Origin of the sequence: Haloterrigena salifodinae (assembly GCF_003977755.1) — an archaeon.
GTDB classification, from domain to species: Archaea; Halobacteriota; Halobacteria; order Halobacteriales; family Natrialbaceae; genus Haloterrigena; species Haloterrigena salifodinae.
Genome location: NZ_RQWN01000001.1, coordinates 584,007 through 605,245 on the forward strand (window position 1 = coordinate 584,007; position 21,239 = coordinate 605,245).

19 protein-coding genes and 1 tRNA gene are annotated in these 21,239 nt (G+C 63.3%); 14 read left to right on the forward strand and 6 right to left on the reverse strand.

Going from position 1 to position 21,239, the window contains the following annotated elements; genetic code table 11:
• The first annotated feature begins 77 nt into the window (after positions 1-77).
• Positions 78-2,333: an NADP-dependent malic enzyme gene (locus tag EH209_RS03040; RefSeq protein ID WP_126661487.1), complete on the forward strand. Its 2,256-nt coding sequence runs from the start codon at positions 78-80 to the stop codon at positions 2,331-2,333.
• 146 nt (positions 2,334-2,479) lie between these two features.
• Here the strand turns inward: EH209_RS03040 and EH209_RS03045 are convergent, their stop codons facing one another.
• Together EH209_RS03045 and EH209_RS23865 are read right to left on the reverse strand one after the other, a co-directional pair.
• On the reverse strand, positions 2,480-3,985 hold the full coding sequence (locus EH209_RS03045; RefSeq protein ID WP_126661488.1) for a glycosyl hydrolase family 28-related protein: 1,506 nt from the start codon (positions 3,983-3,985) through the stop codon (positions 2,480-2,482).
• Positions 3,986-3,987: 2 nt separating this feature from the next.
• On the reverse strand, positions 3,988-4,140 hold the full coding sequence (locus EH209_RS23865) for a hypothetical protein (RefSeq protein ID WP_164721988.1): 153 nt from the start codon (positions 4,138-4,140) through the stop codon (positions 3,988-3,990).
• A gap of 138 nt (positions 4,141-4,278) precedes the next feature.
• On the opposite strand from EH209_RS23865, the gene EH209_RS03050 reads away from it, so the two are divergent.
• Positions 4,279-5,649 (forward strand): outer membrane protein assembly factor BamB family protein, encoded by a 1,371-nt coding sequence (locus EH209_RS03050; protein WP_126661489.1) that lies wholly within the window; start codon positions 4,279-4,281, stop codon positions 5,647-5,649.
• A 127-nt stretch (positions 5,650-5,776) separates the two neighbouring features.
• A complete protein-coding gene (locus EH209_RS03055; protein WP_126661490.1) occupies positions 5,777-6,148 on the forward strand; it encodes a 30S ribosomal protein S8e in 372 nt (123 codons plus the stop codon).
• Positions 6,149-6,259: 111 nt separating this feature from the next.
• Here EH209_RS03055 and EH209_RS03060 read toward each other — a convergent pair whose 3' ends face one another.
• Positions 6,260-7,243 carry an aldo/keto reductase gene (locus EH209_RS03060; RefSeq protein ID WP_126661491.1) on the reverse strand — a complete coding sequence of 328 codons (984 nt, stop codon included), beginning with the start codon at positions 7,241-7,243 and terminating at the stop codon, positions 6,260-6,262.
• Positions 7,244-7,372: 129 nt separating this feature from the next.
• Positions 7,373-8,368 (reverse strand): phosphate uptake regulator PhoU, encoded by a 996-nt coding sequence (locus EH209_RS03065; protein WP_126661492.1) that lies wholly within the window; start codon positions 8,366-8,368, stop codon positions 7,373-7,375.
• A gap of 509 nt (positions 8,369-8,877) precedes the next feature.
• Between EH209_RS03065 and pstB (EH209_RS03070) the strand changes: the two genes are divergently transcribed.
• From pstB (EH209_RS03070) to EH209_RS03095, 6 genes are all read left to right on the forward strand, one after another.
• The gene (gene pstB / locus EH209_RS03070; protein ID WP_126661493.1) at positions 8,878-9,732 is read left to right on the forward strand and encodes a phosphate ABC transporter ATP-binding protein PstB; all 855 of its coding nucleotides are present in this window, start codon (positions 8,878-8,880) and stop codon (positions 9,730-9,732) included.
• Between the two features lie 474 nt (positions 9,733-10,206).
• Entirely contained in the window at positions 10,207-11,181 is a 975-nt protein-coding gene (locus tag EH209_RS03075; protein ID WP_126661494.1) for a PstS family phosphate ABC transporter substrate-binding protein, read from the forward strand.
• Entirely contained in the window at positions 11,178-12,101 is a 924-nt protein-coding gene (gene pstC, locus EH209_RS03080; RefSeq protein WP_008894618.1) for a phosphate ABC transporter permease subunit PstC, read from the forward strand. Before EH209_RS03075 ends, pstC begins: the two co-directional genes overlap by 4 nt.
• Positions 12,101-12,991: a phosphate ABC transporter permease PstA gene (gene pstA, locus EH209_RS03085; RefSeq protein WP_126661495.1), complete on the forward strand. Its 891-nt coding sequence runs from the start codon at positions 12,101-12,103 to the stop codon at positions 12,989-12,991. The genes pstC and pstA overlap by 1 nt, the downstream gene beginning before the upstream one ends.
• A 2-nt stretch (positions 12,992-12,993) precedes the next feature.
• Positions 12,994-13,863 (forward strand): phosphate ABC transporter ATP-binding protein PstB, encoded by an 870-nt coding sequence (gene pstB / locus EH209_RS03090; protein ID WP_126661496.1) that lies wholly within the window; start codon positions 12,994-12,996, stop codon positions 13,861-13,863.
• Positions 13,864-14,057: 194 nt separating this feature from the next.
• Positions 14,058-14,549, forward strand: a complete 492-nt coding sequence (locus tag EH209_RS03095; RefSeq protein ID WP_126661497.1) for a metal-dependent hydrolase — start codon at positions 14,058-14,060, stop codon at positions 14,547-14,549.
• Positions 14,550-14,696: 147 nt separating this feature from the next.
• Here the strand turns inward: EH209_RS03095 and EH209_RS03100 are convergent, their stop codons facing one another.
• Complete coding sequence (locus EH209_RS03100) at positions 14,697-16,337, reverse strand: GAF domain-containing sensor histidine kinase (RefSeq protein ID WP_211338313.1); 1,641 nt, start codon at positions 16,335-16,337, stop codon at positions 14,697-14,699.
• A gap of 406 nt (positions 16,338-16,743) precedes the next feature.
• Here EH209_RS03100 and phoU point away from each other — a divergent pair, with 406 nt between their 5' ends.
• Positions 16,744-17,415 (forward strand): phosphate signaling complex protein PhoU, encoded by a 672-nt coding sequence (gene phoU, locus EH209_RS03105; RefSeq protein WP_126661498.1) that lies wholly within the window; start codon positions 16,744-16,746, stop codon positions 17,413-17,415.
• A gap of 35 nt (positions 17,416-17,450) precedes the next feature.
• Here the strand turns inward: phoU and EH209_RS03110 are convergent, their stop codons facing one another.
• The gene (locus EH209_RS03110) at positions 17,451-18,311 is read right to left on the reverse strand and encodes a polymer-forming cytoskeletal protein (RefSeq protein ID WP_126661499.1); all 861 of its coding nucleotides are present in this window, start codon (positions 18,309-18,311) and stop codon (positions 17,451-17,453) included.
• A gap of 125 nt (positions 18,312-18,436) precedes the next feature.
• Here EH209_RS03110 and EH209_RS03115 point away from each other — a divergent pair, with 125 nt between their 5' ends.
• The 4 genes from EH209_RS03115 to EH209_RS03130 all read left to right on the forward strand — a co-directional run bounded on the left by EH209_RS03115 (position 18,437) and on the right by EH209_RS03130 (position 21,199).
• Positions 18,437-18,631, forward strand: a complete 195-nt coding sequence (locus EH209_RS03115; RefSeq protein WP_008894610.1) for a DUF5800 family protein — start codon at positions 18,437-18,439, stop codon at positions 18,629-18,631.
• Positions 18,632-18,726: 95 nt separating this feature from the next.
• Positions 18,727-18,811: transfer RNA gene (locus EH209_RS03120), tRNA-Ser, on the forward strand.
• A 531-nt stretch (positions 18,812-19,342) separates the two neighbouring features.
• Complete coding sequence (locus EH209_RS03125) at positions 19,343-20,941, forward strand: 4Fe-4S ferredoxin N-terminal domain-containing protein (protein ID WP_126661500.1); 1,599 nt, start codon at positions 19,343-19,345, stop codon at positions 20,939-20,941.
• Between the two features lie 60 nt (positions 20,942-21,001).
• On the forward strand, positions 21,002-21,199 hold the full coding sequence (locus EH209_RS03130; RefSeq protein WP_126661501.1) for a hypothetical protein: 198 nt from the start codon (positions 21,002-21,004) through the stop codon (positions 21,197-21,199).
• The last annotated feature ends 40 nt before the right edge of the window (positions 21,200-21,239 follow it).

Sequence of the window (21,239 nt, forward strand, 5' to 3'; positions counted from 1 at the left end):
GGATCGAGGCGATATTTCGACGATTGTCGAATTAGGCCTTCACATTGTTTTTAGTACTCCCCTGCAGTGTCCCCAATATGGGATTAGACGAGGACGCACTCGAGTATCACCGCACCGATCCGCCGGGAAAAATAGAGATTTCGACAACGAAACCGACGAATACCCAACGCGACCTCTCGCTCGCGTACTCGCCCGGCGTCGCCGCGCCGTGTACGGAGATCGACGAGGACCCGACCGACGCCTACCAGTATACGGCTAAGGGTAACCTCGTCGGCGTCGTCTCGAACGGCTCGGCGGTGCTGGGACTCGGCGACATCGGCGCCCAGGCGTCGAAACCCGTCATGGAGGGGAAGGGCGTGCTGTTCAAGCGCTTCGCCGACATCGACGTCTTCGACATCGAACTCGACGAGGAAGACCCGCACAAGTTCGTCGAGGCCATCAAGATGATGGAGCCGACGTTCGGCGGCGTCAACCTGGAGGACATCAAGGCGCCGGGCTGTTTCACTATCGAGGAGCGCCTGCGCGAGGAGATCGACATTCCCGTCTTCCACGACGACCAGCACGGCACCGCGATCATCTCGGGCGCCGCGCTGCTAAACGCCGCCGACATCGCCGGGAAGAGCCTCGAGGAACTCGAGGTCGTCTTCTCGGGCGCCGGCGCGAGCGCGATCGCGTCGGCCCGCTTCTACGAGTCGCTGGGCGTCCGGAAGGAGAACATCACGATGTGTGACTCCTCGGGGATCATCACCGAGGCCCGCGCGGCCGAGGGCGACGTCAACGAGTACAAACAGCAGTTCGCTCGTGACCTCCCCGAGGGCGGCCTCGCGGATGCGATGGAGGGCGCTGACGTCTTCGTCGGCCTCTCGATCGGCGGCATCGTCTCGCAGGACATGGTCCGCTCGATGGCCGACGATCCGATCATCTTCGCGATGGCCAACCCCGATCCCGAGATCGGCTACGAGGAGGCCAAGGAGGCCCGCGACGACACGGTCATCATGGCCACCGGCCGCTCGGACTACCCGAACCAAGTCAACAACGTCCTCGGGTTCCCCTTCATCTTCCGCGGCGCGCTCGACGTGCGCGCGACGGAGATCAACGAAGAGATGAAGGTCGCCTGCGCCGAGGCACTGGCCGATCTCGCCCGCCAGGACGTCCCCGACGCGGTCGTCAAGGCCTACGGTGACGAGCCAATCCAGTACGGCCCCAACTACATCATCCCCAAGCCGGTCGACCCGCGCGTGCTCTTCCGCGTCGCGCCGGCGATCGCGGAGGCCGCGATGGAGTCCGGCGCCGCTCGGACCGAACTCGATCTCGAGGCGTACGAGGAAGAACTCGAGGCCCGCCTCGGGAAGTCCCGCGAGATGATGCGCGTCGTCCTCAACAAGGCCAAGAGCGACCCCAAGACGGTCGCGCTGGCAGAGGGCGAGAACGAGAAGATGATCCGCGCGGCCTACCAGATCCAGGAGCAGGGGATCGCCCTGCCGATCCTCATCGGCGACGAGAGCGAGATCCGACAGACCTCGGCCAACCTCGGCCTCGACTTCGATCCGCAGGTCGCGGACCCGTCGGTCGGCGACTACGAGGAGTACGCCGACCGGCTCCACGAACTCCGCTCGCGCAAGGGGATCACGCGCAGCGAGGCCGGCGAACTCATCGAGCGCGACACGAACTACTTCGGGAGCGTGATGGTTGAACAGGGCGACGCTGACGCACTCCTGACCGGCCTCTCCCACCACTACCCCTCGGCGCTGCGGCCGCCGCTGCAGGTGATCGGGACCGACGAGGACGTCGATTACGCGGCCGGCGTCTACATGCTGACGTTCAAGAACCGCGTGATCTTCGTCGCCGACGCGACGGTCAATCAGGACCCCGACGAGGAGGTCCTCGCGGAGGTCACCAAACAGACGGGCAAGCTGGCGCGACGGTTCAACATCGAACCGCGTGCGGCCCTGCTCTCATACTCGAACTTCGGCAGCGTCGACAACGAAGCGACCCGCCGACCCCGACGCGCGGCGAGCATGCTCCAGGACGACCCCGAGGCCGACTTCCCGGTCGACGGCGAGATGCAGGCCGACACCGCCGTCGTCGAGGACATCCTCGAGGGCACCTACGGCTTCTCCGAACTCGAGGACCCGGCGAACGTGCTGGTCTTCCCGAACCTCGAGTCGGGTAACATCGGCTACAAGCTGCTCCAGCGACTCGGCGGCGCCGACGCCATTGGTCCGATGCTGGTCGGCATGGACGAGCCGGTCCACGTCCTCCAGCGGGGCGACGAGGTCAAGGACATCGTGAATCTGGCCGGCGTTGCGGTCGTCGACGCGCAGAAAGAGTAGCGAGGGATCGTAGATCCCTGAACGAACGGGGACCGAAGTGACCCGTGAGTAGCGCGGTCCCGACCGCTCACCGCGACCGAATTTTCGGCATTTCCTCGAGACGGTTTGGGAGAGCCGTTAGGACGGGTGCACGCTGGGTACGATAATTAGGACGCGTTCCACTCCCGAAACGCTCCGTCGCTGTCGGAGTCGGTCTCAGTGCCGACGTCCTCGAACGTGACGCCGCCGTAGGCGACGCTGCTGCCGGCTCCCGAGTAGACGCCCGCATCGCCGCAGTCCGCCGCTCGCGCGGTCGTCAGCGTCGCATCGACGTCCGCTCGGAAGCGGAACGCCTGATCCCTCGCGCCCGTGGCCGTCACGGCGCTCAGCTTCAGGTCGTCCATGTCGTCGAAGAGGATCGCGTTCGTGAACTCGCCGTCGACGACGGTGTTCGAGATCTCGGCGCCGTCGAATCCGGCCGCGTACAGCCCCGAGCCGGCGGCCAGCCCTCTGTTATCGGTTCTGATCGTGACGTTGGTAACCGTCAGCTCTCGGCGGCCGCCCTTGACGTGTCCGAGCGAGATCCCTCGCGCGTTCTCGATACACGAGACGGAGTCGATCGTTAGGTCCTCGATCTCGTCGCCGGTGTCGCCTCGGATCGCCGAATAGAGGCAGCCAGTAATGTATCCGTTGCTGATCGTGATCGACTCGTTTCCGTTCCGGTGGATGTGGACGCCGTACTCCGGACCGTTCTCGGGGTCGATCTCGAAGTTCTCGAGGGTGCAGTTCCGCGTCGGGGTGCCGTCGCTCCCGGCCAGTAGCTCCTCGCCGCCGTTCCAGACGCTGTTCGACGCGATTTCCGTGGTCTGGTTGTCGAACTGAATTGGCGCGTCCGAGTCGGCCTCGCCGCCTCGAGTCGCCCAGTAGCCGTCAATTCCGACGTTTTTCGAGGACACGACGTCGATGTGGTGATAGTAGATCCGGTCGCCGTAGATCCGTTCCAGTCGGACGTTTTCCGCGTGTGCGGGCATGATCCCGTTCGTGGCCGGCGAATCGATTCGGACGTTGCAAATCCCCCAGTTCGACGCGCCGTCGAAATCGACCGCGTCGTAGCCCCTGTTGGAGAGCAGCGCCCGGCCGTCCTCGTCGTCGGGGCGCGTTCCCTCGAGGACCGTCGAGCGACCCGCGCCCAGCAGGATCGTATCATCGCCGATCAGCGGCGTCCGCTCGAAGAGGTACCGACCCGGCGGGAAGTAGACGATCCCGCCGCCGGCGTCCTCGACGTCCGCGAGGAGGTCGTGGACGGCCGCGCCGACTTCCGTCTCGCCGTCGCCCTCGATCCCATGGGCTTCGACGTTCCAGACGGGGGTTTCCTCGGTGCGCGCGTGGACGAACTGCGCCGCCTCGAAGTGGCTCGTTCCCGGCACCGGTTGCTCCGAACAGCCCTTGCCGCCGAAGTACGTCCAGTCCTCGCTCGAGGCGTCCCAGCGCCACGTGATCTCCTGATCGGTCGCGTGGTAGAGTTCGTCGTCGTACTCGCCCTCGTCGGGGCGGTCGGCGATCGGTCCTCGAACGATCGCGTGTCGGTCGACGGCTTCGACCGTGTCGGTGTGATCCCACGCGTCGCCCTCCTCGAACGTCCCGAGTCCGAGCCGCGGCGTTCGATCGCTCACGATTACTCGCCTCCGTGTCCGTATTTTCGCCCGTAGGCGGTTCCGTAACTGACGGCGTCGACCGACGCGTCGCTTTCCGAGCAGCCGGCCAGCAGGAGGGAGGTACCCGAGACCGCGACGAGTACGTCCCGTCGGCGGGGTCCTGAATCGGTCATACGCCCTGACTCTCCCACCACCGTATAAACATTATTGCCTGAAACGGAGCCTCGCGGACGCCGGCCGGCGTCGCGTTCGCGACGGCCGCGGAACCAGTGGGATTTTTCGAGACCCCCTCCAGACGTGTAGAACACCCAATGCGATCTCCGAACCGAGATACGGTCTCCGAACGCGGTTGCGAACGGTCCGCCGGCCTCTCGCGTCGTCGGTTACTCGGCGCGAGCGCGGGCGCCGCAGCGGCAGGGCTGGCCGGCTGCGTCGGCGTCGACCTGCCGACCACGCTGGGTGGACGCTTCGATGGCACCGAGGACGTGTCGCTGTTCCAGAACGGGCTCCGTCGCCTCGGCTACTACCCCGACGAAACCGTCCCGGAGTCGGTGAGCGTCAACTGGTCGTTCCCGATCAACGCCGCCGACCACACGGCCGCCAAGTCCAGTCCCGTGCCGACGCCCGACGGCGAGACGATGGTCTTCGGCGGCGACACCGGCAAGGTGTGCGCCTACGCGCCCTCGGGCGACCTCCGATGGGCGACGCAGACGGACGCGACCGAAAAGGGCTTTCACGGGTCGGCGGCGATCGTCGGCGACGTCGCCTTCATCGGCGGTTACGACGGCGATCTCTACGCGCTGGATACCGAGAGCGGAGACATCGTCTGGCGAACGCGCTCGGAGGACGGCGATCTGGATGGACCGCTCGCAATCGGCTCGAGTCCCGCCTACCACGACGGCTCCCTCTACCTCATCTCCGAGTACGCCCCGCCCTCCTCCGGCGCGCTCTGGGAGATCGACCCCGAGACCGGCGACCCGACGTGGAGCGATGACCGCATCTGGGGGCAGGCCCACCCCTCGCCGACGATCGATCTCGAGGCGGGACGGATTCTCGCCGGGTCGAACGACGGCGTCGTCTACTGCTGGGAGTATCCCTCCCTCGAGTTCGCGTGGTCGTTCCGGGCCGACGCCGACGGCGAGGAACAGGCGGGCGGCGCCTTCCGCAAGGGCGCCCAGATCAAGGGCACGGTGGCAGCCCACGACGGCTACGGCTACGTCGGCAGCTGGGACGGGAACTTCTATTGTCTCGACCTCGAGGACGGCTCGGAGGAGTGGTCGTTCGAGACGGGCGAGGTGATCATGTCGAACCCGGCGGTCGATACCGACGCGGACGTCGTCTACATGGGAAGCGACGACGGCTACGTCTACGCGCTCGATCCGACCTCGGGCGAGGAGCTGTGGTCGACGGACGTCGGCGGCCGCGTCATCGGCGCGCTGACGGTCACCGCGGAGACGGTGCTGGTCGGCTCCTACGATTCCCACCTGTATGCCCTCGACAAGGAGACGGGTGATCGCCGGTGGCGGGTTCGGAACCGGGGTCGAGTCACCAGCGCGGCGGTCCCCGTCGACGGGCGGATCTACTACGCGGAGCGGGCCGTCTTCTCGAACTACTACGACGACGACGAGGAGACGGTCCTCGAGGAGCCGGGACACGGGTACTGCCTGGTCGGCGACGAGTAGCCCCCTCAGCCGACGAGTAGCGCCGACACGGGCAGGCGACGGCAGTCGCGACCGCGCGATCCGCCGGGCGGGTTCCGGACGGGGCCCTAACGTTGCATATAAATATACGCCGAGACTGGATGCGAGTATGCAAAACCAGGGACGCTCCACGCGCAAGCGAACCGGTGGCCGACTGAAGAACGTCCGCAAGCGCCGAAAGAACGAGCTCGGACGCCTGCCGACGGAGACGCAGGTCGGCGAGCCCCGATACCGAACCGTCGACGTCCGCGGCAACGGGACGAAGACCCGCGCGCTCGCGACCGACGTCGCCAGCGTCAACAAGGGCGGCGAGACCGTCTCCGCCGAGATCGAGGACGTCGTCGAGAACGACGCCAACCCCAACTACGTCCGCCGAAACATCATCACGAAAGGCGCCGTCATCGAGACCTCGGAAGGCCGCGCCCGCGTCACCTCCCGTCCCGGTCAGACCGGTCAGGTCAACGCCGTTCTGCTCGACTAAACTGCGACCGTCTCGCTTCGTCTTCGCTCGAAGGCGACGCTCAGTGCTCTCGAGCGACAGCTATCTTTGAGCAGTCGCGCAGCTCCGCTCGAACTCCCGTGAGCGGGCGCGTCAGATGTCCCCGATCTCGGCGTTCCAGACCGGCGTCTTCGGCGCCTCGAGTCGCTCGAGTTCCTCGTCGGACAGGTCGATCTCGAGCGCACCGACGTTTTCCTCGAGGTGATCGATCGTCCGCGGCCCGACGATGGGCGCGTCGACGAGATCCTTGTGCAACAACCAGGCGAGCGACAACTGCGTCGGCGAGACGTCCTTCTCCTCAGCAAGCTCCCGGACGATCTCGAGCACGTCCCAGTTCTCCTCGGTGAACCGCTTCTCCATGAACTCGTCCGAGGCGGCGCGGCCCTCCTCGGGGTCCGCGTCGCGTTCGTACTTGCCCGTCAGGAAGCCGCCGGCCAGCGGCGACCACGGGAGGACGCCGACGTGCTGGTCGGCACAGAGCGGCAGGACGTTGGCCTCTTCGTGGCGGTCGACGAGGTTGTACTCGCACTGCATCGAGACGAACCGCTCGCGGTTGTTCAGGTCGGCCTCGTACAGCGCCTTCGCGAACTTCCAGGCGGGCATGGTGCTCGCGCCGACGTAGCGGACGTTGCCTTCCTCGACGAGCGCGTCGAGCGCCGAGAGGGTCTCCGCGATCGGTGTCTCGTCGTCCCAGCGGTGGATCTGGTAGAGGTCGACGGAGTCGAGCCCGAGTCGCTCGAGGCTCGCGTCGGCCTGCTCGAAGATGTGCTTGCGGGAGAGTCCCTGCCCGTTCGGGCCGTCGTACATCGGGCCGTACACCTTCGTCGCGACGGTCAGTTCCGCCCGGTCGCAGTCCGCGTCGGCTAGCGCCTCGCCGAGAATCTCCTCGCTCTCGCCGTGGGAATAGACGTTCGCGGTATCGAAGAACGTGATTCCGAGGTCGAGCGCTCGCTGGATCACTGCACGGGACTGCTCGCGGTCGTTTATCATCCAGGGCTCGTCGCTGCCGAAGTTCATACAGCCGAGACAGAGCCGGGACACCTCGAGTCCCGTCTCGCCGAGGTGGGTGTACTCCATCCCGTCGTCGTTCGCGGCGTCGCGGGAAAGTCCTCATCCGACATCGCGAACACTGTCTCGACGCCCGACAGAACCCCGAGCGCGGGCGGTACTCGAACGGGGAGTGACGAAACCGAATCGAACCCCAGGTCAGGGGCGAGGCGCGGCCTTCTGGAGGGCCGTCTCGGCGATGTTGCCGCCGTAGTCGGCGCTCCGGGACAGCGAGTCGACGATCAGCCCCAGCGACTGGGCCTGCACCGGTTCGAGTTCCCGGAGCATGTCGTCGATCGTCCTGGTGTGTTCGTCGATTTCGAGGATCGCCTCGCGGGCGGCGTGGCCGAGGTCGGTCGCCTCGTCGCTGTCCTCGGCGACCAGCGCGTCCATCGATTTCTCGATGACGTCCGCGACATCGTCGTGGAGGGCGACGAGCGCGTCGGCGACGTCTCCGGGAATCGCCCCGAGTTTGAGCGCGAGGTTGCTGATCTTGGCCGCATGGTCGGCGACCCGCTCGAGCTGGCGGGCGCTCGAGTGGAAGTCGAAACAGTCCTCGCGGGGGACGCCGAGCTCCTCCGCGGCCCGCGGCGAGCGCAGCGTTGCGCGGAAGATCCGTGAAACGACCTGCCAGAGGCGGTCGACGTCATCGTCGCGTTCGATAACGTCCTGAGCGATGTCGTCGTCGTTCTCGACCAGCGCCGTGACGGCGTCCTCGAGCATCGCCCGAGCGATCAGGCGCATCCGCGAGACGGCGTTGACGATCGAGAGCTCAGAGGAGTCGAGCAAGTCTTGAATGACGACGCTGTCGGTCGTCTCCTCTAGCACCTCGACGCCGACGAGGCTCTGGGTCGCGCTCCGGATCGCGCTGCGCTGGTCGGTCGTGATGCGGCCGGCCGAGAGGCGGATGATGTCGAAGCCGCTGACGTACATCGTCATCACGGCCCGAGTGAGCCGCTCGCCCTCGAGGTCCGTGACGTCGAGGGTTCCCGTCTGGCGATCGGTTTCGCTCTGGGGCGTCAACAACAGCGAGTCCCCCTCCGGATAGAACTCGACGGTCGTCCCGGCGCTGACGTCGTTGTCGGTCGCCCAGGATTTCGGCAGCGAGACGGTAAACGTCGACCCGCCCGTCACCTGCACCTTGCGCGTCTCCATACAGTGGCGATTCGACCCCGTGCGTATAAACCCATCTTCATCTATAGAGTTCTTCGTCGACGGCAGTATGATCACACTACTGCTTCTGTGGCGGTGAGTAGCCGAAATACGCACCCTTGTCCCTCGAGAGCCAGTCCGATCGTAGGGAGATGCATAGTTGACAAGAATCTATGTAGGGATGGCAGCGACGTACCCGTCCCCGGCCGTTCGCGAGCGGCGCGTTGTTCGGTCTCGAAAATCGAGTAGTACCGCCGATCAACGCCGTCGTACGCCCACTCCCCGTAGGGCTCTGTAGCGTCACCAGGGCGACGTGCAACGGACGGACCGCTCATAGCACAGTATTTATTCGCTCGGGCCTTGAGTACGGATAATGGTACCTGTGCACCGATTCGGACGCCGACCGATCGGAGCCGAGTTCGGTCCGGCGCTCGCCGCCGGTCGTGTGCCACCACGGCAGCGATCGTATCGACCTGCGTTTTCCAACCGATAACTGCCCGAACTCACCCACAATGATCGCGAACGGAACCCAATCCGTCTCGACGTCCGACGACAGCACCGCCCGTTCGGAGACGTCCGTAACCGACGACGTTCCCCTCGGATCACCGCGGGTCGACGACGCCATCATCGAAGCCCGCGATCTGGACGTCTACTACGGCGACGACCAGGCGCTGGACGGAATCCACATGGACATCCCCGAGCGGAAGGTCACGGCGCTGATCGGACCGTCGGGCTGTGGGAAGTCGACGTTCCTGCGCTCGATCAACCGGATGAACGACCTCATCGACATCGCCCGCGTCGAGGGCGACCTCTACTTCCATGGGAAAAACGTCTACGATGACGACGTCGACCCCGTCGCCTTACGGCGGAAGATCGGCATGATCTTCCAGTCGCCCAACCCGTTCCCGAAATCGATTCGGGACAACGTCGCCTACGGGCTGAAGGTCCAGGGGAAAGACGAAAACGTCGACGAGAAGGTACGAACAGCCCTCGAGCGGGCAGCCCTCCTCGAGGAAGTCGACAGTCAACTCGACTCGAGCGGACTGGACCTCTCCGGCGGTCAGCAACAGCGACTCTGCATCGCTCGGGCGATCGCGCCCGATCCGGAGGTCGTTCTGATGGACGAGCCGGCGTCAGCGCTGGATCCGATCGCCACCTCGAAGATCGAGGACCTGATCGAGGATCTCGCCGAGGAGTACACCGTCGTCATCGTCACTCACAACATGCAGCAGGCGGCTCGGATTTCGGACAAAACGGCAGTCTTCCTCACCGGCGGGGAACTCGTCGAGTTCGACAACACCGAGAAGATCTTCGAGAATCCCGAAAGCGACCGCGTCGAGGACTACATCACCGGCAAGTTCGGGTAAGCGAAGCACCGGTACGTGCGGCTACGAGGAGCCGGAGTCGACGACTCCGAAGCGTCCGAAAGCCGCCGGAAGAATGGCCGTACGATTCTCGCTTGCCGACTTGGACCGACCGGCGACTCGATTTTGCTGATCAACCCACGGAAACAGAGCCCGACGCCAATCGGTGTGCCCGCGCTTCGATCCGTCGAACGCTTCGATCCGGACTCATGATCCGGTCACCGTAACGCTTCGTCGGACCACCGACCGATCGTCTGACCTCGTCTATATATGTTCGACTGTTCGCCGCCGAATACTCTCTCGGAGAATACACGTACATTCATCGCTATGTCTTCTCGTGTCAGCTATTGTCATATGTATGGGTTAGCAGCCAAACACTGGCACCAGTTATCGTGTTGACAGCCGCCGAATCAGGTACATATCACTATATAGTTCTCATAGTAGTCTACTTACCTACAGTGTGGTTTGCATCCGGTGATGTCGAGAGAAACCACGGCGTCCCTGCCGACCGACTTCGGTCGGCGTGATTTTCTCGCCGCGGCTGGTGTTGCCCTCTCCAGTGGGTTAGCTGGCTGTAGCGGCGTCTTCGCCGCGGAAGAAGATAATGTGAACGTTGCGGGGAGCAGTACGGTGTTTCCCGTGACCGAGGCGATCGCTTCCGCGTTCTCCGAAGAGAACCCGACCGTCAACATCTCGCTCAGTAAGACCGGCACCGGCGGCGGGTTCGGGAATTTCTTCTGCGCGGGACGAACCGACATTAATAACGCGAGTCGGGCGATCGCCGACGCCGAAGTCGAACAGTGCGGGAGCAACGATATCACGGCCGTAGAGTTCCAGATCGCGACCGACGCGCTGACGGTCGTCGTCAATCCGGATGCGGACTGGGTTGACTGCCTCACGGTCGAGGAACTCCGCGAGATCTGGCGGGCCGACGGCGCCCAACAATGGAGCGATATCAACGAGGACTGGCCCGACGAGGAGTTCGAACTGTACGGGGCCGCGACGACCTCCGGCACGTTCGACTACTTCAACGAGGCCATTATCGGCGAGGAAGAAAACCACCGTAGCGATTACCACGCGACCGAACGCGACCGAACGATCGTCCAGGGGGTTCAGGGCTCGGAGTACGCGATGGGGTACTTCGGCTTCTCGTACTACAGCGAGAACCCGGACTCGATCAAGGCGGTCTCCATCGATAACGGCGACGGCTGCGTCGAACCGTCGATCGATACGGCCATGTCCGGTGAGTACACGCCCCTCTCGCGACCACTCTACATCTACGTCGCGAAGGAATCGCTCACGAAGTCGGCGGTCCAGGACTTCAGCCGCTTCTACATGAAACAGGCCGCGACGGACCTCGTCTCCGACGTCGGTTACGTTCCGATCACCGAGGAGAACCGCGACGAGAACCTCAAGAAACTCGACGCCGAGATCGAGGAGGTAACCGAATGAGCCAACCCGACTTCTCTCACGACGCGAGTCGCACGGCGCGTGGCACCGCATTCCGCTATCTCTTCATGCTGTGTGCGCTGCTGTCGATTCTGACAACCGTCGCGATCATTCTGACGCTGCTGATCGACGCGGTCGACTTCTTCGCGCAGGTCTCGCTCGTCGAATTCCTCACGGGCACGCGGTGGAGCCCAACGAATGAACCGATCGCATTCGGCGTTCTCCCGCTGATTTCGGGGACGCTGGTCATCACCGTCGGCTCGGCGATGGTCGCGCTCCCGATCGGACTGCTGACCGCGATCTACCTGAGCGAGTACGCTACCGATCGCCAGCGATCGTATCTCAAGCCGGCCCTCGAGGTGCTGGCGGGCGTTCCGACGGTCGTCTACGGCTACTTCGCGCTCGTCTACATCACGCCGGCGCTGGACACGATCCTACCGCTGTCGACGTTCAACGGGCTGTCGGCGTCGATCATGGTCGGCATCATGATCATCCCGATGGTCTCTTCGATCAGCGAGGACGCGATGAGCGCGGTGCCGGACTCGCTCCGTCAGGCCAGTTACGGGCTGGGAGCGACGAAGTTCACCGTCTCGACGTCCGTCGTCGTGCCGGCGGCGCTGTCCGGAATCTTCTCGTCGTTCATCCTCGCGCTCTCGCGGGCGATCGGGGAGACGATGATCGTCGCCATCGCGGCGGGACAGACGCCCCGGATGGTCGATCTGACCGATCCGGCAGGGATGTTCCTGAACTCGATCCAGCCGATGACCTCCGCGATGGTCCAGATCGGGACGGGCGACATCGTCGGGCAGGGCGAAGCGTACAAGAGCCTCTTCGCGGTCGGGCTGACGCTGTTCGTCATCACCTTCGTCATGAACCTCATCAGTGAATTCGTCGCGTCGCGCTACCGGGAGGTGTACCGCTAATGGCGGCCGATACCCGCGACGAACCCGCCGATTCCGAGTTCGGTCAAATCAGCCGGACGAAAGACGTGTCGTTCCGCCTGCTCGCGCTGGCGGCGACGCTCGTCGGCATCGTCTCGCTCGCGGCGTTGCTCCTGAACGTCGCCGTCGACGCCGTCGGCTGGCTCGACTGGCAGTTCCTCACGAACCCGCCCCACCCCGACCCGTACCAGGCAGGATTCCTGCCCGCACTCGTCGGCTCCGTCGCCATCATGCTCGTGATCGCGCTGATCACGTTCCCGCTCGGCGTCGGCGCCGCGATCTACCTCGAGGAGTACGCCGACGACGGCTACCTCACGCGGTTCATCCAGCTCAACATCGCGAACCTTGCGGGCGTCCCCTCGGTCGTCTACGGCCTGCTGGGACTGGGACTCTTCGTCGGCCTCTTTAACATCGGCTACGGGACGGTGCTGGCGGCCGCGTTCACCATCGCCCTGCTCATCCTGCCGATCGTGATCATCTCGGCTCAGGAGGCGATTCGGTCCGTCCCCGACTCTCAGCGACAGGCATCCTACGGGATGGGCGCGACGAAATGGCAGACGATCCGCAACGTCGTCCTACCGCGGGCGATGCCCGGTATCATGACCGGAACGATCCTCGCGCTCGGCCGCGCGATCGGGGAGACGGCGCCGCTGATCATGATCGCCGCCCCGACGACCGTCTTCGGACTTCCGAACGGTCCCTTCAGCAAGGTCAGCGCCATGCCGCTGCAGATCTACAACTGGGCCTCCTATCCCCAGACCGAATTCCAGTACGGCGTCGTCGCTGCTGGCGTCGTCACGCTGCTCGTCGTCTTGCTGACGATCAACTCGATCGCGATCGTCATTCGGAATCGATATCAACAGCGCACCTGACAATGACTAACGAACAGATGACTTCCTCGGAAACGGAATCGACCGACGACCAGCCAGCCCCGACGCCGGGAACCGACGGCCTCGTCGACAGTGCCGACGCCGGCGCCGAGACGGCGACCGATCGGACGCTGCTCGAGGCGCGCGACCTCGACGTCTACTACGGCGAGGAGCAAGCGCTCGACAGCGTCGACATCGAGATTCCCGAAAAGCAGGTGACGGCGGTCATCGGCCCGTCGGGCTGCGGGAAATCGACGTTCCTCCGGTGTATCAATCGGATGAACGATCTCGTCGACGCCGCCCGCGTCGAGGGCGAACTGCTGTTCGACGGCAAGAACGTCTACGACGACGACGTTGACCCCGTCGCCTTACGCCGGAAGATCGGCATGGTCTTCCAGTCGCCTAACCCGTTCCCGAAGAGCATTCGGGACAACGTCGCCTACGGGCTGAAGGTCCAGGGGAAAGACGAAAACGTCGACGAGAAGGTACGAACAGCCCTCGAGCGGGCGGCCCTCCTCGAGGAAGTCGATGGTCAACTCGACTCGAGCGGACTGGACCTCTCCGGCGGTCAACAGCAGCGCCTCTGTATCGCCCGCGCGATCGCGCCGGATCCGGACGTGATCCTGATGGACGAGCCGGCCTCGGCGCTCGACCCCGTCGCCACCTCGAAGATCGAGGACCTGATCGAGGATCTCGCCGAGGAGTACACCGTCGTCATCGTCACTCACAACATGCAGCAGGCGGCCCGAATCTCGGACAAGACGGCCGTCTTCCTCACCGGCGGGGAACTCGTCGAGTTCGATAACACCGAGAAAATCTTCGAGAACCCCGAGCACGACCGCGTCGAGGACTACATTACCGGCAAGTTCGGATAGCCGTCGACACCACCGCCGATCGGCGGTCGTCGATCGCGCGCTGACCGGGTATACTTTTGTTCGTCGTGGCGTTTTCGGTCACCGATTGCTGAGCGAACGCACTGTTCACCGTCGGACGTGATGCGCTACTCTAGGAATGTGTATTGTTCTCTAACCAGATCTATTATGTGATTCAATAGCATGGGTTGGCAAATATGGTCGCTACTGGGGTACACATTCTGCTCGGTCTGGCACTGGTTCCGCTCGTCACTCGGTCAGAACGATCGGAGCCGTATCTCGTCGCGGCGCTCGCCGCCGCCGTTCCCGATGTCGATACGTTCGTCTTTCGGCCGCTGATCGAACTCGGCTACGTCTCGAGTATCGTGTGGACGCACCGCGGGCTCACGCACTCGCTGCTGGCTGGGGTCGTCATAGTGGGTCTCCTCTCCGCGTTCGGTCCCTGGCGAGCCGCCGCGATCGGGTTCGGATCGCATGTCGGCTTCGATATGCTGAGCGGCGGGGTCCGGTTGTTCGCACCTGTCGATCAGACGGCGTACGGGGTATCGCTCGACTGGCTGCTCCTGAACATGGCCACGTCGGCCTTCGCGGTCGCCGTGATCCTCGGCAGTTTACTCGGCATGAAATACGATTTCGAGCGACGCGTTTCCCTTCGATTCCCGAAGTCGACACTCGAGCGATTCCGTTAGCAATGGGTCGTAGCAGAGTTATTCACACGTCGCATTTAGCTGGAACCTGACGGGCGATTTGGGAATAACGTGTGCCACCTAACAGCAGATTCGTATCGGTGTCCGTTGAAACGCCCGCCGCTGGTAGACGGTAACCGTCAGCTCGCCTTATGCGTCATAGATCGGCAAGGAGACGAAAACTGTTGTCCCGTTCTCGGGCTCGGACTCCACCCACATCTCGCCGTCGTGGCGCTCGGCGATTCGTTCACAGAGTGATAGTCCGATCCCCGTGCCGGAGTGGTCTTCACGACTGTGGAGGCGTTCGAACACCTCGAAGATCTGGTCGTGATTGGCAGGCTCAATGCCAATTCCTTCGTCGCGGACGGCGATAACCCCCTTCGATCTACCTTGTTCAGCCGACACATAGACGCGCGGCGGTTCGTCACCGCTGTATTCGAGCGCGTTGTCTAGCAGATTCTGGAACAGTTGTCGCAGTTGGCTAGGGTCTCCTTCGACGCGAGGAAGGTCCGTAACGGTTACCTCAGCCTCGGTTTCCTCGATCTTCCGCTGGAGGTCAGTCTGCACGTCCATCAGCACATCGTTCAAACCGACCGGTTCGAACGGGCTACCCTGCGTCTCAACTCGCGAGTATGCGAGCAGCGCATCGATCATATTGCGCATCCGTTCTGCACCATCGACGGCAAACTCGAGAAATTCTCGACCCTCCTCGTCCAGCGTCTCGCCGTACTGGTTTTCGATCAATTGGAGATAGCTTGACACCATCCGCAGCGGCTCTTGCAGATCGTGCGAAGCAGCGTGGGCGAACTGCTCGAGCCGTTTGTTCGACGCCCTGAGTCGTCCGTTGACGGTTTCGAGTTGTCGCTCGGCTTGCTTTTGGTCCGTAATATCAGTGAGCGCACCAGGGAAGGTCACCGGGTTCCCGTCGTCGTCGCACTCGACGTATCCGCGGGCGATGACCCACTGCAGTTCGTCGTCGGCATTCCAAACGCGGTATTCGGCTTCGTACTCGCCGCAGGATTCGACGGCGTCTTCGATTTCCCGCGTCACTCGGTCACGGTCGCCCTCGTGAATGGAATCGAGCAACTCCTGAAGTGGCACGCCCTTGCTGGCTTTATCCGGATCAACTCCGAAAGTCCTCGCGAATGATGGTCCAGTGACGAACTGGTCTTCGGGGATGTTCCATTCCCACGTCCCGACCGCACCAGCGTCCACCGCTGCCTCCATCTGTAATTGCGTATCACGTAAGGATTGATACTGTTCTCGCTGTTGGAGCTGCGTACTCACCCAATTGCTGAGGAGTTCGATAAACGTCTCCTCCCAGTCGGAGAAGCCCTCGCTCCTGGCCTCCGTCCCGCACAAGCAAAACGTTCCGTAGACCTCATCGGCATTGAATATCGGCGCCCCGAGGTAACAGTCGATTCCCCAGGGATCTGCCAACTCCGTGGCTTGCGCTTCGACGTCCCCGAGGACGAGCGTTTGCTCGGTTTCGACGACGCGTTTGGACTTCGGGACCTCGGAAAGCGGAACCGCATCTCCCCGCTGAATATCGGCTCCGTTTGGGACGTCAATTGCCTCGAAGACGCAGGCGTCGTCATCTACAAATGAGAACGCGGCGAACTCCGTCCCGACGGCGTCACGACCGGTTTCCAGGAGAGAATCAATTTGATCGAGGAACGGCTGGTCAGTATCTGAGATGATCTCCGAGACCTGCTGTAAGAACCTATTCCGACGCTCAAGTTCGTCCGTGAGATTTTCTTGAGAGCCGCTCGGTGATCCATCGTCACCCATTAGCTGTCAGCAGCGACTCTATGAGGAAAGGGTTGTTCAATTCTTCTCCCGTCCTGAACAAAAGGTTTACAGCCCACTCCGAATACCGAAGCTGTATTACTCTCTACTGTTTGTGAGTGGTCTCGACAGCCTGTACTCAATCACGTCGGTTTTCAGCGAGTCGATCCGACTTCGGCTGCAGTTCCCACATACCCGCTCTATCCGTCGGTCGTTCGATTCTGCTGTCCATCGAACGTACTCTACCAAGCCGTTTTTAGAGCGCTTCGTATACTGCGTTTCACGCTGACAAGGTTTCAAGCGTCATAGGGGTCCGACACTTCGCTCACGGATCGATGCAGCCTTCGACGGGCGGTTCCGGTAGTTCGGTGGCACAAGTTATATCTACGCCCGGAAAGGTGGCTGAACCATGGCCAGAAAATCGTATCAGGAGAAACTCACGGAACTCCGCGAGGACATCCTCTACATGAGCGAAGTCGTCATGGAGCGACTTCGGATGGGGCTCGACGCCCTCGAGCAGAAAGACCACGAACTCGCCCGAGAGGTAATCGAGGGCGACGGCGAGATCAACCGGATGTATCTCGACTTAGAGCAGGACTGTATCGACCTGCTGGCGCTCCAGCAGCCGGTCGCGAGCGACCTCCGGTTTATCGCCGCCTCGTTCAAGATCATCACCGACCTCGAGCGGATCGCCGACCTCGCGACGAACCTCGGAGAGTACACGCTAGACGCCGAGGAGAACCTGTTCCCCGACGTCGACGTCCAGGAGATGGGCGAGCTGACCCTCCAGATGATCGAGGACGCGATGGTCGCCTACGACGAGGAAGACACAGAGGCCTGTCGCGAACTCGCCGCTCGCGACGACGACCTCGATCACTTCGCGGAGCGAGCCAGCGAGATCGTCGTCCGCGACCTGATCGAGCGCGAACTCGATTCGCCCGAAGAGGTCGAACTACTGTTGCAGGATGTCTCGCGGCTCCTGCTGACGATCCGCGACCTAGAGCGCGTCGGCGATCACTCGGTTAACATCGCGGCGCGGACGCTGTACATGGTCGAAAACGACGACGAACTGATCTACTGAGCGCCCCGCTTCGTTTTCTCGCCTGCGAACCGTCCTCACTCGGGTTCGCGGTCGGTCGTCCCCATCGTGATCTCGCCGTCGGCGCGGATCGTCCCGTCGATCTCCGCGTCGGGGCCGAGCTCGAGCGCCGCACACGAGACGTCGCCGAGGACACGAGCGCCCGCCGCGATCGTGACGTCGCCGTCGCGCGTAGTCAGGTCGCCGTGAATCCGCGTTCCCTCGCCGACGGTGATGTCGCCTCGAGCCCGGAGGCTGCCGAAGATCGTCGTCTCGGCTCCGACGGCGATCGTCTCGGCGCGGACGTTGCCGTGAAGCCGGCAGTCGTCGCCGATCGTCGCGGGCGTCGAGACCCGCCAGGCGTCGTCGCTGACCGTCGCGTTTTTGGGAATCACGAGCGGGTCGGCGTCGATCTCCTCGCCCTCGTCCTCGTCGACGAGTTCGGAGACGAGTCGCTGTGCGGTCTGTTCCTCGCCGATCAGCAGGAGGTGTTTGAGGTAGACGAACAGGAACACGATCGTCGGCATGGGGTTGCGAATGACGATCCAGCCGTTGGCCTCGAACCCCTCCTCGATCTCGACGTCGTCGCCGATGTCGAGATCGCCGGCGACTTTCATCTCGCCGGCGACGTGGACGCGCTCGCCGATGTAGGCATCTTGACCGACCAGTACGTTCTCGGCAACCTCACACCACATGTCGAGGCGACAGTCCGCCTCGGCTTCGATGGCGCCGCCGAACTCAACGCCTTCGCCGGCGAGGACGTTTCGGCCGCGGACCCCGAACTCGACGGTCGACCGACCGCCGACGAGGACGTCACCGTCGGTTACGAGGTCGACTTCCTTGGCTTCCGTTCCGTCGGGAACGACCAGTTCGTCTAACGGGTCCCTGCTGAAGGCCACACTTCACCCCAAAGGAGTTATCCACTAATAAACCTCGCGCGTCGTCCGCCGCGCGTCTGACGCGCGTCTCACGCGAAGCGAGTCGCAACGCCTCTCTTTTAATCCCGCGCCGCATACGGCCGTTCATGACGACTCTCGCGTTCGATGAAGAGGGGGTCGACGTCGTCTACGAAGGCACCGAGTTCCGCCTCGAGCGAGAACTCATCGAGGAGGCGACGGAGAAGACCTACTATGACGTGACCGACCACGAAGTGCTGCAGATCGTCGCCGAACAGCCGAATCTCCAAGGAGAACCGCGACGCGTCGGTGATATCCTCTGAGGACGAACGGGGATCCCGAGACTGGTACGGTACACACCATCACGGGAGGCGAAAACCGAAACGGGTAAAAACATCACCCGGGTACGAATGAGTGAGCCGAGATAGCCTAGCCCGGCCAAGGCGGTAGATTCGAAATCTACTGTCCTCACGGACTCGGGAGTTCAAATCTCCCTCTCGGCGTTTTCACGGCGATAACGACGGTGAGCGGAGCGAACCGTCCGTCGTCGTGAAACTTACAAGGAGATTTGAATCAGGGAGGAGCTTTGCTCCGACCGTGGTTCAACTCTCCCTCTCGGCGCTTTTCCAGCAGCAAACCGGTGAGCGACGCGTAGCGGCGCGAACCGACTCCCGTTGCTGGAAAACGATCGCGGGATTTGAACGAGGCCAGACGCGCACAGCGGAGCGAGCACGTCTGGACGTTGTTCAATCATCCTCTCTTACGAACGGCAAAGTGAGTGCAGCGAGCCGTGCGTTCGTTCATCCGACGACACTGTCCCGAGCCCGAGTCCCGTCCCCGAGTCGAGCCCGCAGCGACGACCCACTCACCGCTTTGTCGACCGCGGCGAGCCGTTACGCGTCTGGCCTCCACGAGTGACAGACACAACCATGCTATTCGCAAGCATACTGTTTATCGAAATCGGTCCGAAATCGGTAGTAGCAGAAAATGGGACTCGATTATAATCAGGCAGCCGTCGATCGGGGTGGACAGCGGTGAGTTCCGACGATCACGAGGATGCGGACGAGGAGGTGTTTCATCCGCTCGGCGAAGAGTGGCAAGATGGCCTCGAGGCGGAACTCGAGGATACGGAGTACGACGCGGAGTTAGGCATGGAGATGGCCAAAGACGCCATGCGCGTCACCAAGGGGGAGCTCTCGGAGGAGGAATTCCACGATCGCTATCACGAGGACGTGATGGACGAGTTCGGCGAGGACGAACGACCGATCGAGGCCGGTAACGCCGACGAGGACGGGCGCCTCGAGAGCACGCTCTCTCGGTTCGGCGTCGACGAGGAGTCGCGCCGTGACGTCATGAAGAAGATGGGGGGCGCCGGCGCTGTGGGATTCGGTGCCTGGGGAATCTCCAACGGTGGTTCGGACGAGCCGCCAGCCGCTGCGCTCGCGGAAGAATCCACAGAGGGGGGCGAAGAGGAAGCAGGCACTCAGTGGGGGATGGCGCTCGATCTGGAGCACTGCGACGGCTGTCTCTCCTGTGTCGTGGCCTGCGCCGAGGAACACGACTGGGATCAGGGCGCCAACTGGATGTACATCCTCGACTATCAGGACGAGACGACCGACGGGGACGAGAGCTACCGCCTCATTCGGCCCTGCCAACACTGCACCGACGCGCCCTGCGAGAAGGTGTGTCCGACGACGGCGCGCCATACCCGCGACTCCGACGGACTCGTGCTGACCGACTACGACGTCTGCATCGGCTGTCGCTACTGTCAGGTCGCCTGCCCGTACGGCGTCAACTACTTCCAATGGGACGATCCGGAAGTCCCCGAATCCGAACTCGATCCGGACCACGTCTACGACGAACGGGGCCGACCGGTCAGCGCCCGCGGGCCGCGGGGCGTCATGGAGAAGTGTACGTTCTGTCCGACCCGTCAGGACGGAAGCAAGGGCGAGGAATTCATCGGTCGGACGGCCTGCGAAGATGCCTGCCCGCCGGAGGTCATTCAGTTCGGCGATATGAACGATCCGAACAGTGATCCGCAACGGTACATCGAGAACACCGCGAAAAGCCGCTCGCTCGTCCGAATCGCCACCGATCTCCCGGATCCGCAGACGATCGAGGAGAATCTCGAGGGCAACGATCAGGGCCTCCAGTCGGTCGTCGAGTCCGTCGAGGACCTCGACGAGGAGACGATCGCGATCGTGTTGGCGGTCGCCATCCTCGGAAAGGGCGGCGAACCCGAACACGGAGCGAACGAGACCCTCGCCGAACAGGAGGCGGCCGTGTTCGACGTCGTCCGCGCGCTCGACGAAAACGGACTCGACCTCGAGAGCCAGGAACTGCTCGTCGAACTCGAGCTCGCGGAAGATCCGGGCGAGGACGAGGAGTTCCAGGGATCGGACGAGGAACTCGCACAGGAAGTCCTCGAGAACTTCGGCGGCGATCCGCAGTCGCAGTTCAAGCTCCTCGAGGACATCGGGACGGATCCGAACGTCGTCTACATCGGCAACCAGCCCGGTCCGGAAGCCCACCAGGTTGAAGGTCCGGTCGCCTACGAGGACGTCGACCAGACGGACGTCCGCAAGGACGTCCTCGACGAGAAAACGTTCGGCCCGCAGGGTCCCTCCCTGTGAGCGGGTCGCCCACCGGCGCCGACCCGTCGGGTTCATTACGCCCGCCGCGAACGTCCACGTATGAATATTCGCCAGCGACTGATCGTCGGGGCCCTCTGGATCGGCGTCGGGGCCGTAATGGCGATCACGATCGAGCCCGGCGTTCCGTCGACCGCGAGCGAGGTCCTCAAACTGTTCGTCGTGCTCCTCGCGCTGTTCATCGCGTGCGTTTACCTGCTCGACCCCTGGAACGTCATCTCTCGCCAGCGGTTCCACTAACGGGACGAATCCGGAACGGCAGCTATTCTCCGGCGACCAC